The following is a 9810-nucleotide window of genomic DNA, read 5'->3' on the forward strand; positions in this document are numbered from 1 at the left end:
CGGAGTCGGCCGTGGAGCGGGAGCCGGGCGCTCCGCAGCCGCCGAGCCGGCGCCGCGGCGCGCGCGTGGGGCGGCGGATCCTGGTGGGCACCGCGGCCCTCGACGGGCGCGGTGACTTCCCGCGGACGTTCTGGCCGCTGTTCCGCCGGTTCGAGCCGCTGATCGGCTGCAACCACCTGCTGCTCGGGCACCGGGAGCGGCACGCCGCGGCCGTCCTGCCGTGGCATCCGGAGATCGTCGCGGCCCGGCTGCTGACGGAGGTCGCGGCCGCTGCGGACCAGGGCGGCAGCGGCGGCCCCGAGTTCCTGCCGGCGCTGGCGCAGAGCCCGGGGCCGGCCGGTCCCGCCGTGCACCTGGCGTTGGCGTACGGGCTCGGCGCGGCCCCGGAGCCCGACCGGGCCGCGGCCGCCGGGGCCCTGCTGACGCTGGCCGGGCGGGACCGCCTCGACGGGGCGCTGCTGGGCGGGGAGCTGGCCCGGCTGCTCCTGCTCGGCACCCTGAAGCCGGCGGCGGTCACGGAGTCGCTCCGGCTCGCCGCACAGCCGCCGGGCGGCGCCCGCGCGGTCTGGGCGGTGCTGGCCGCGGCCCTCCCCGAACTGCTGGCCGCGGTCCGCTCGGGCGTCCTGCCCCGGCTGCACGGTCCCCTGCTGGCCGTGGCCGCGGACTGCGCCGGCGCCTGCGGCGGACGCGGGCCGCTGCCCGGCCTCGACGCCCTGGCCGGGCAGCCGGGTTCGTCACAGCCCGCCCGGGAGGCCCGCCGCCTGCACGGCACCCTGACGGGGGCCACCGGCGGCGGCTGAAACCGCTGTCCGAAGGCCGGACCGCCCCTCTACCCTGCGCTCCGTGATCAACTGGGAAACGATTCGGTGCTGAACACCTGGGTCGCCCGCGGGGTGATCGACACCGGGCGGCGCCTCGCCCTGGGCGACGAGATGGCGGAGCGCTTCCGCCACCGGGAGGTCCAGGCCCGCACGTTCGCCCCGCTGGTGCTGGACATGCTCGTCACCCGGGGTGACTTCCGTCCGGGGTGGGTCGACGCCTTCGAGCAGTGGTACCCGGCCGAGACGGACCTGCGCGGGTACGACGAGGAGCTCGGCTGGCTGCACGCGGTGGCCCACGGCGCGGACCTGCTGGGCCGGTTCGGGCTGCGGCCGGAGGTGGCGCCGACCCGGATGCTCGCCCTCGCGACGGCGCGGCTGCTCGCGCCGACGCCGTACGTGTACGGGCAGCGGGAGGACGACCGGCTGGCGATCGCGATTGCGCTGGTCCTGACCCGGCCGGACCTGTCGGAGGAGGAGGCGACCGGCTGGCTGGAGCCGCTCGCCTGCGACCTGCGGGGTTTCGGCCCCGGGCCGCTGCCGGCCCACGTCTCCAACCACCTGCGCACGCTGCGCATGCTGTACCTGCTGGCCGACCGCGGGCTGCGGACGGCCGTCGCGGACGCGGACCCGGCCCCCCTGGCCCATCGCGGCGCCCTCATGGCCCGCATCGGCACCGTGCTGGACCTGCTGTACGCCCGCTGACGTGATGTACGCCCGCCACGTGATGTACGCCCGCTGACGCGAGCAGGCCGGACCCTGGCGCGGGATCAGACGGGATCAGGGGAACGCGCCGGCACGGGCCGCCGCGGCTGCGGCGGCCGCCGCGCGGCCGGGGAGGGCCGGGTCCGGAGCGGTGCGCAGCAGGAGCAGCTCGTGGTACAGGGGCGCGGTGGCGGCCACCAGGAGCGCCCGGGGGTCCGCCGGAGCGGCCAGTTCGCCGCGGGCGGCCGCGCGGGAGACGACCACCGCGCAGCGGGCGTAGCGGTCCTCCCAGAAGCGGCCGAGCGCCTCGGCGGCCTCCGCGGAGCGGAAGGACGCGGCGATCAGGGCCGTGGTGAGGCTGGGGCCGGCGGCGAGGGCGTCGTAGACCTCCTGGTTGAGCGCAGCGAGGTCCCCTTCCAGTGAGCCGGTGTCGGGCGGCGTCCAGGTGTCGTCGGCCGCCGCGTCGAGGACGTCGACGAGCAGTCCGCCCACGTCGCGCCAGCGCCGGTAGACCGTCGTGCGGTGGACGCCGGCGCGCTCGGCGACCGCGTCCACCGTCAGGCCGTCGTAGCCGGCTTCGAGCAGGAGCGCGCCCACGGCGCCCAGGACTTCGGCGCGGACGCGGGCGCTGCGGCCGCCGGTGCGACGGCGGGCGGCGCCTTCCGACGAGCCGCCTGCGGAAGTGCCGCCTGCGGAAGGCTCGCGTCCGGAACTGCCGCTTGCAGGGGTGCTGGATTCCATGGCAGCATTTTAACGCAACATTCGTCGCTTTAAGGAGTCACCCATGCTCATCTTCCGCAGCAACCCCCGCAGCCCCCGCCGCACGGCCCCGCACTCACCCCGCCCCGAACCCCTGGAGCCGCTCCGTGACCGCACAGCTCACCGCCCTTGACGTCACCAAGTCCTACGACGGCCGCCTGGTCCTCGACTCCGTCACCTGCACCGTCCCCGCCGGCACCCGCCTCGGCATCGTGGGCGAGAACGGCTCCGGCAAGTCCACCCTGCTCCGCCTCCTCGCCGGCGCCGAGCGCCCCGACCGCGGCGAGGTCATCGCCCGGGCCGACGGCGGCATCGGCCACCTCGCCCAGGAAGAGCAGCTCCCGCCGCACCTCACCGTCCGGCAGGTGATCGACCGCGCCCTGCACGAACTGCGCGCCATGGAGCAGGAGATGCGCCGCCTGGAGGCCCGGATGGCCGAGGCCGCCACCGAAGCCGGCGCCGGCGCGGCGGACGACCCCGCGCTGCTCACCGCGTACGCCGACCTGCTCACCGCCTTCGAACTGCGCGGCGGTTACGACGCCGACGCCCGCCTCGAGCGCGCCCTGCACGGCCTCGGCCTGGTCGGCCTGGACCGCGACCGCACCGCCGCCGGCCTCTCCGGCGGCGAACAGGTCCGCCTGCGCCTGGCCTCGCTGCTCGCCGCCGCACCCGAGGTACTGCTGCTCGACGAGCCGACCAACCACCTCGACGCCGCGGCCCTCGCCTGGCTCGAGGACCACCTGCGCAGCCGCCGCGGCACGACCGTCGCCGTCTCCCACGACCGCGTCTTCCTCGAACGCGTCGCCACCTCGCTGCTGGAGGTGGACGGCGACCTGCACACCACCACCCGTTACGGCAACGGCTACGCGGGCTATCTGGCCGAACGCGCCGCCGAGCGGCAGCGGCGGGTCCAGGCGCACGAGCAGTGGCGCACCGAGGTGGCGCGGCTGCGCGAGACGGCCGCCACCACCGCCCGCCGGGTCGCTCCGGGCCGGGCGATGAAGGACGGCAACAAGATGGCCTACGACCGGGCCGCCGGGCGGGTCCAGCAGTCCCTGGCGAGCCGGGTCCGCAACGCCGGGGAACGGCTGTCGCGGCTGCTCGACCGGCCCGTTCCCGCGCCGCCGGAGCCGCTGCGCTTCAGGCCCGCATCGCACGCCGGCACCGCCACCGACACCGGCACCGGCACCGGCACCCGGCCGGGCGCCGCCCTGCTCCGGGCCGACGGCGTGTCGCTCGCCGGGCGGCTCGCACCGGTGGACGTCGCGCTCTCGGCCGGCGACCGCCTGCTGGTCACGGGCCCGAACGGCGCCGGCAAGAGCACCCTGCTCGGGATCCTGGCCGACACCGTGGCCCCCGACCGGGGCCGGGTCGTACGGCGCGGGCGCGTCGGCCTCCTGGTGCAGCAGGCGCCGTCCGGGCCGGCCGGGCGAACCGTGCTCGCCGCGTACGCCGAGGGGCGGGCCGGCACCGCCGAGGAGCACGCCGAACGGCTGCTGTCGCTGGGCCTGTTCGGCGCCGACCGCCTGCACGTACCCGTCGGCGCCCTGTCGGCCGGACAGCGGCAGCGGCTGGCGCTGGCGCGGCTGGTGAGCGAACCGGCGGACATCCTGCTGCTGGACGAGCCCACGAACCACCTCTCCCCCGCCCTGGCCGAGGAACTGGAGGCCGCGCTCGCCGGATTCCCCGGAGCCGTGGTCGTCGTCAGCCACGACCGGCAGCTGTGCGGCCGCTGGCAGGGCGCCCGGCTCGACCTCGCAGCCGCGGCCGAGACGGTTCCTGCGGCCGTGGCCGTGGCGGTGGCCACGACCACGGCCGTCTGACCAGCCGGGCATCGCCGCCGCGGCACCGCCCGCTCGAAACTTCCCCCGGCTGACCGAGCTGACCGCCGACCCGCCCATCACTCCCGAAGGGACGCCAGTTGACCATTTCCTCTTCGCACGTCCGCACCTTCCCCGTCGCCGACCCCGCGTCCGGCCCGTACGCCCTGGCGGCCGGGGTCGACGGCGCGCTGTGGTGCACCCTCGTGCACACCGGCGGCATCGCCCGCCTCACCCCCCGCAGGGCTGCTCGTCGAGTTCTCGCTGGACTCCGCCGGCTGCGCCCCCTCGGTCATCGCCGCCGGGCCGGACGGGGCCCTGTGGTTCACCCGGATGCGCGACGACCGGATCGGCCGGATCGACACCGCCGGGCGCGCCCGCTCGTACCCGCTGCCCGGCGCGGCCTCCGGGTCCGCTCCGTACGGCATCACCGCGGGCCCCGACGGTGCGCTGTGGTTCACCCTGACCGCCGCCGACCGGATCGGCCGGATCGGCACGGACGGCGAGGTGACCCTGTTTCCGCTGCCCTGCACGGGCGCCTTCCCCGCCTTCATCGCGACGGGGGCGGACGGTGCCCTGTGGTTGACCCTGAACCGCGCCGGTGCCATCGGCCGGATCACCACCGGCGGCGAGGTCACGCTGTACCCGCTGCCCGACCCGGAGTGCGGGCCGGTCGGTCTGACGGCCGGTCCCGACGGGGCCCTGTGGTTCACCGAGATCGCCGCAGGGCGCATCGGCCGGATCACCACCGAAGGCGAGATCACCGAGTTTGCGCTGCCCGATCCGCAGAGCCGCCCGCACGCGATCACCGCGGGCCCGGACGGCTCCTGCTGGTTCACCCTGTGGGGCACGGGGCGCATCGCCTCCGTCTCCCCCGACGGCCGCATCACCGAACACCCGCTCCCGGACCCCGGCAGCGAACCGCACGGCCTGGCTTTCGGCCCCGACGGCGCCCTCTACACGGCCCTGGAGCACGGCGCGATCGCCCGCATGCCCGCGGTCTCGCGGTCGCCGGAACACGGGCTGCGCGCGCCTCGTTGATCCTTTCATGACCGTACCTGTGACACCGGACATCCCCGAGACGCTGGACCGCCGACAGGGGCCGTTCGGCGAGGTCGTACTGCGGCGCCGGGGCGCCACGTACGAGATCATCGCCAACGGCTGCTTCCTGATGGACACCTCCGACGGCCGGTCGGAACGGCTGCTCGTCGACGCGGCGTACCTCGCGCTCGACCCGCCCGGCCCGGATGTACAGCGGCCGGCGGCACTGCTGATCGGCGGGCTCGGCGTCGGCTTCTCGCTCGCGCATGCGGCCGCGCAGCCGCACTGGGGGCGGATCGCCGTGGTGGAGCGCGAGGAGGCGGTCATCGACTGGCACCGGACGGGACCGCTCGGCGCGGTGTCCGGCGCGGCCCTCGCCGACCCGCGGACGGCCGTCCTGCACACCGACCTGGTGCAGTACGTGACGGAGTCCGCCGACCTGTACGACGCGCTCTGCCTGGACATCGACAACGGCCCGGACTGGACGGTGGACGAGGACAACCGCGGCCTGTACTCCCCCGCGGGGCTGGCCGCGTGCCGGGACCGGCTCCGCCCCGGCGGGGTGCTGGCCGTCTGGTCGGCGCAGCCGTCCGCCTCCTTCGAACAGGCCCTGCGCGATGCGGGCTTCGCGTCGGTCCGTACGGAGGAGGTGCCGGTGGACCGGGGCGTCCCGGACGTGGTCCACCTGGCCCGCAAGCCGGCATAGGCACCGTTCCCCCGGCCCCGGTCCGGCCGCGCGCGGTCGGCGCAAGGGATGTGCGGTGGGCTGCCCTTCCCGGCGGCCGGTTCCGGCCAACCTGCCCGGCGCGGGAGCCCGGCAACGCAGGCGGCGTCCGACGAGGGCCGCCTGGCTGCCGGTGGCGTCTGCGCCGGCAGGTCGGCCGGATCCCGTTGCTCCGCCTTCCCGGCTGCGCTCTACTCACTCCTCCCGGTTCCCCCGTGACAGCAGCCGCCCTCCCCCGACACCGGGGGACGGGCTTCCTCGCGCTGCCGCCGTCACGGGTGAACCGGCTTCCCTCATCGGCGAGTTGGAGGAGAGGCGACATGTACCGGAAGCAGGCCGGCAGGAAACCGGAACCCGGCGCGGCAGTGTCCGCAACACCCGCACAGCCCGTGCTGCCCGCACAGCAGGCACAACCCGCGCTGCCCGCGCCCGCGGAGATCACGTTCACCTGGGGGCAGCACAACCAGAGCATGGAGCGGCTGTCGCTGCGGCAGATGGCCCGCCGGGTGCCGGCGGCCCTCGCGCAGACCGCCCGGCTGGCCTGGGCGGTGAACCGGACCGCGTTCGTCTGGCTCGTCTGCGCCCAGGTCCTGGGCGGGGTCTTCACCGCGGCCGCCCTGGCCGCGGTCTCCCGGGCCATGGGCCCGCTGCTGGCCGGCGGCTCCGTCGAGCAGCGGATCTCCGGCGCCGCCTGGCCCCTGGCGGCCGCGGCGGCCATGACGGCCCTGGGGGCGCTGTCCTCGATCGCCGCCGGGAGCGCGGCCCGTCGGCTGACTCCCGGCATGTCCACGATCGCCGACCTGGCCATGGTCGACGCCCACATGGACGTCGAGCTGTCCGCGTACGACGCCCCCGACTTCACCGAGCGCTCCGAGGCGGCCGAGACCGGCTCCGCCCGCTCCTCGATGCTGCTGCAGGACGCGCTCGGGTTCACCGGCGGTCTGATCGACATGGTGGCGGTGGCGTCGGTGCTGTCCGTCGTCCACCCCGTCCTGCTGCCGCTCCTCCTGCTGTCGGTGGTGCCGCGCGGCCTGGGCTCGGTGTTCGCGGCCCGCCTCGACTACCGCCTGCACAACGAGACCATCGCCTCCCGCAACATCCGCCACATGATGCGCTGGCACCTCACGACGCCGAAGCTCGCCGATGAACTGCGCGGCAACAGCATGCGGGCGTACGCCCACCACTGGTACGCCGCCGTCTGCGCCCGCATCGACTCCAGGATGGTCGGCTCCGCCCCGCGCTACCTGGCCGTGTACCTGGTCGCCGCCGTGGTGTCCGGCCTGTTCACCGTGCTGACGTGGATGTCCCTCGGGGCGCTGGTGGTCTACGGGTACATGGCCGTCGGCGCCGCCGGCACCGCCATCGTCGCCATGCGGACCTCCACCGCCGCCCTGTCGCAACTGGTGGTCTACGGGGCGGCCATGTTCCAGCACGCCCTCTACCTCGGCGACTACGTCTCCTTCATCGCGCAGGCCGCCGCGCAGTCGGGCCCGCGCGGCCCGCAGGTGCTGGACGCGCCGCAGAAGATCCGGCTGGAGGGGGCCACGTACACCTACCCGGGCAAGGACACCCCGGCGCTCGGTCCGGTCGACCTCACCCTGCACCGCGGCGAGGTCGTCGCCCTGGTCGGCGAGAACGGCGCCGGCAAGTCCACGTTCGTCCGGCTGCTGACCGGGCTGACGACGCCGACGGCCGGCACGGTGTCCTGGAACGGCGTGCCCACCTCCGACGCCGACCAGCGCACGGCCTGGCAGCACGTCGGGCTCGTCACCCAGTCGTACGGGTACTGGCCCTTCTCCGCGCGCGAGAACATCACCCTCGGCTGGCCCGACCCGCGCGGCGAGGACGCGGTGTGGGACGCCCTGGCCGCGGTCGGCATGAAGGACGCGGTCGGGTCCTTCCCGAACGGCCTGGACACGCTCCTGGCCCGGTCCCTGTGGGGCGGCCACGAGCCGTCCGGCGGCCAGTGGCAGCGCATCGCGTGCGCCCGGGCCTTCCACCGCCGCCCGGCGCTCCTGGTGATGGACGAGCCGACGTCCGCGATGGATCCGCGGGGCGAGCACATGGTGTTCTCGGGGCTGCGGGACATGAAGGACGACCGGATCACCCTGATCGTCACGCACCGCATGGAGAACTGCCGCCTCGCCGACCGGATCATCGTCCTCGACGCCGGCCGCATCACCGAACAGGGCTCGTACGAGGAGCTGCTCAACCTGAACGGCTCCTTCGCCGAACTGGTCCGCCTCGCAACGGACCGCTGACCCTCACACCCAGGTGTAGTTGTCATCCGTGACGGCGGCCAGGCTTCCGTCGGCCACCGCCGCCCGGGGGTCGGGCAGGGCCGCGAGGGCGGGGCCGATGGGCGGGAAGATCGCGAGCTCGGCGGTGGCGCGGTAGTCGATCCATTCGATGGAGCCGATGTCGTGGCTGCCGTCGGGCAGTTCGTCGAATTCCTGTCGGGCGAGGGTCGCCCGGACCTCCGGGGTGATGTGCAGGCGGTAGACCAGGTGCAGCTTGCGCGGGGGCGGGGTGGGGCCGGGACGGGTGACCCGCTGGTCGACCACCCACATCAGGTCGCCGCCCTCGGCGACGCCGGCGTCCAGGGCGAGTTCCTCGGCCAGTTCCCGGTGGAGGGCGGCGGTCAGGTCCTCGCCGTCCTCCACGTTGCCGCCGGGCGGGACGTAGAGGGGCGCGCCGGGACGGTCGCGGCGGATGAGGGCGACCTCGTCCCCGCAGAACACCAGGGCTGCGGTGCGGATCCTGATCCGGGTGAACGGGGCTTCGGGCGACTGCTGGTCGGTGGCTGTCATGGGGAACAGTGTTGCGGCTCCTTCTGGTCCCCGCGGGGCCCCGTCCCCGTCGGTGGGGGGGTTGGCCCCGGTCCGCTTGCTGTGCGGGCCGGGACCGTTGGCGGGGCGGGGGGTCAGGTGGCGGGGGGCTGGTCGCGTTCGAAGCGGAGGTAGCGTTCCACCGAGCGGCGCAGGACCTCGTTGCCGTCGGACGTGACCACGCGGTTCCACCAGGCCCCGTAGATCCGCTCGAACCGGTGGCGGCCCAGGAGTTCCGCCGCCCGCTCCACCTTGCCCGGCCGCTCCGGGATGTGCTGGGCGTAGCTGTACATCAGGCTGACCCAGCGGCAGTCCGGGCCGACCTGGAGGACGTCCCCGCAGAACAGGGCGCCGCCGCCGGCGTTCCAGTGCAGGACGGCGCTGCCGGGGAAGTGGACCGCCGGGTTGAGCAGCGTGAGCTCGTCGCTCAGGCGGTGGCTCTCCCCCTCCCAGAAGCGGAGCGAGGGGTCGGGCCGGCCCACCCATTCCCGGTCCGCGGCGTGCAGGTACACCGGCGCGTCGAAGGCGTGCGCCCACTCGACCATCGTGGAGTAGAAGTGCGGATGGCTGATGGCGATGGCGGTGATGCCGCCGAGTTCCTCGATGCCCTTGACCATCTGCTCGTCCAGGTACGCCGCGCAGTCCCACAGCACGTTCCCGGCCGCGGTCCGCACCAGCAGGGCCCGCTGTCCGATCGCGAACCGGGGGCTGCTGCCGATGCCGAGGACGCCGGGGCCCTCCTCCTCGAAGCGGCCGGTCATCTCCGAGGCCTGCAGGGCCTCCAGCGTGGTCCACTCCTGGCCGTCCGGGCCCACGTACTGCCGCTCGTCGAGGCAGACGGGGCAGTCGGGACGGGCGGCCGCGTACTGGGTGCCGCAGGTGCGGCACACGGGGAGGCCGGCCCCGTCCGCCCCGGCCGCCGCCGCTCCGGCCACGGGCTCAGCCGGCATACGAGCCTCCGGCCAGGTCGGTGGTGGCGTACGGCTGCTCCGGACGCCAGCCGAGCTCGGTCAGGGCCCGGCCGGCCGAAACGGTCTGGTCCAGGGCGAGGGCCTCGGCGAACGGCAGGCCGAGCACGGCGGCGGCCTCCTCCACCGGCCAGGGCTCGGCGCGGC

At 75.3% G+C, this 9810-nt stretch carries 7 protein-coding genes and 2 pseudogenes; 6 read left to right on the forward strand and 3 right to left on the reverse strand.

Translation table 11 applies throughout. The annotated features are described in order from the left end of the window. Both AB0F11_RS36160 and AB0F11_RS36165 read left to right on the forward strand, forming a co-directional pair. A pseudogene (locus AB0F11_RS36160) lies at window positions 1-800 on the forward strand (hypothetical protein); the annotation flags it as partial. Between the two features lie 66 nt (window positions 801-866). Then, a complete protein-coding gene (locus tag AB0F11_RS36165; protein WP_362183497.1) occupies window positions 867-1523 on the forward strand; it encodes a DUF2785 domain-containing protein in 657 nt (218 codons plus the stop codon). A gap of 75 nt (window positions 1524-1598) precedes the next feature. On the opposite strand, the gene AB0F11_RS36170 is transcribed toward AB0F11_RS36165, so the two are convergent. Further along, a complete protein-coding gene (locus AB0F11_RS36170) occupies window positions 1599-2264 on the reverse strand; it encodes a TetR/AcrR family transcriptional regulator (RefSeq protein ID WP_362183500.1) in 666 nt (221 codons plus the stop codon). A gap of 125 nt (window positions 2265-2389) precedes the next feature. Between AB0F11_RS36170 and AB0F11_RS36175 the strand changes: the two genes are divergently transcribed. From AB0F11_RS36175 to AB0F11_RS36190, 4 genes and pseudogenes are all read left to right on the forward strand, one after another. After that, entirely contained in the window at window positions 2390-4105 is a 1716-nt protein-coding gene (locus tag AB0F11_RS36175; protein ID WP_362183503.1) for an ABC-F family ATP-binding cassette domain-containing protein, read from the forward strand. Window positions 4106-4203: 98 nt separating this feature from the next. Continuing rightward, window positions 4204-5143: pseudogene (locus AB0F11_RS36180) on the forward strand (virginiamycin B lyase). 7 nt (window positions 5144-5150) lie between these two features. Continuing rightward, window positions 5151-5849, forward strand: a complete 699-nt coding sequence (locus AB0F11_RS36185; protein ID WP_362183506.1) for a spermidine synthase — start codon at window positions 5151-5153, stop codon at window positions 5847-5849. Between the two features lie 338 nt (window positions 5850-6187). Continuing rightward, on the forward strand, window positions 6188-8128 hold the full coding sequence (locus AB0F11_RS36190) for an ABC transporter ATP-binding protein (protein WP_362183508.1): 1941 nt from the start codon (window positions 6188-6190) through the stop codon (window positions 8126-8128). 3 nt (window positions 8129-8131) lie between these two features. Here the strand turns inward: AB0F11_RS36190 and AB0F11_RS36195 are convergent, their stop codons facing one another. Continuing rightward, the gene (locus tag AB0F11_RS36195) at window positions 8132-8677 is read right to left on the reverse strand and encodes an NUDIX domain-containing protein (RefSeq protein ID WP_362183511.1); all 546 of its coding nucleotides are present in this window, start codon (window positions 8675-8677) and stop codon (window positions 8132-8134) included. Window positions 8678-8790: 113 nt separating this feature from the next. Continuing rightward, the gene (locus AB0F11_RS36200) at window positions 8791-9645 is read right to left on the reverse strand and encodes an MBL fold metallo-hydrolase (RefSeq protein ID WP_362183514.1); all 855 of its coding nucleotides are present in this window, start codon (window positions 9643-9645) and stop codon (window positions 8791-8793) included. Window positions 9646-9810 lie beyond the last annotated feature (165 nt).

Origin of the sequence: Streptomyces sp. NPDC032472 (genome assembly GCF_040636955.1) — a bacterium.
In the GTDB taxonomy this organism is placed as follows: domain Bacteria; phylum Actinomycetota; class Actinomycetes; order Streptomycetales; family Streptomycetaceae; genus Streptomyces.

Excerpts from the sequence above, each read along its gene's own strand:
- AB0F11_RS36185 (WP_362183506.1), top strand. The coding sequence starts at position 5,151 with ATGACCGTACCTGTGACACCGGACATCCCCGAGACGCTGGACCGCCGA.
- AB0F11_RS36170 (WP_362183500.1), bottom strand. The coding sequence starts at position 2,264 with ATGGAATCCAGCACCCCTGCAAGCGGCAGTTCCGGACGCGAGCCTTCC.
- AB0F11_RS36200 (WP_362183514.1), bottom strand. The coding sequence starts at position 9,645 with ATGCCGGCTGAGCCCGTGGCCGGAGCGGCGGCGGCCGGGGCGGACGGG.
- AB0F11_RS36190 (WP_362183508.1), top strand. The coding sequence starts at position 6,188 with ATGTACCGGAAGCAGGCCGGCAGGAAACCGGAACCCGGCGCGGCAGTG.
- AB0F11_RS36195 (WP_362183511.1), bottom strand. The coding sequence starts at position 8,677 with ATGACAGCCACCGACCAGCAGTCGCCCGAAGCCCCGTTCACCCGGATC.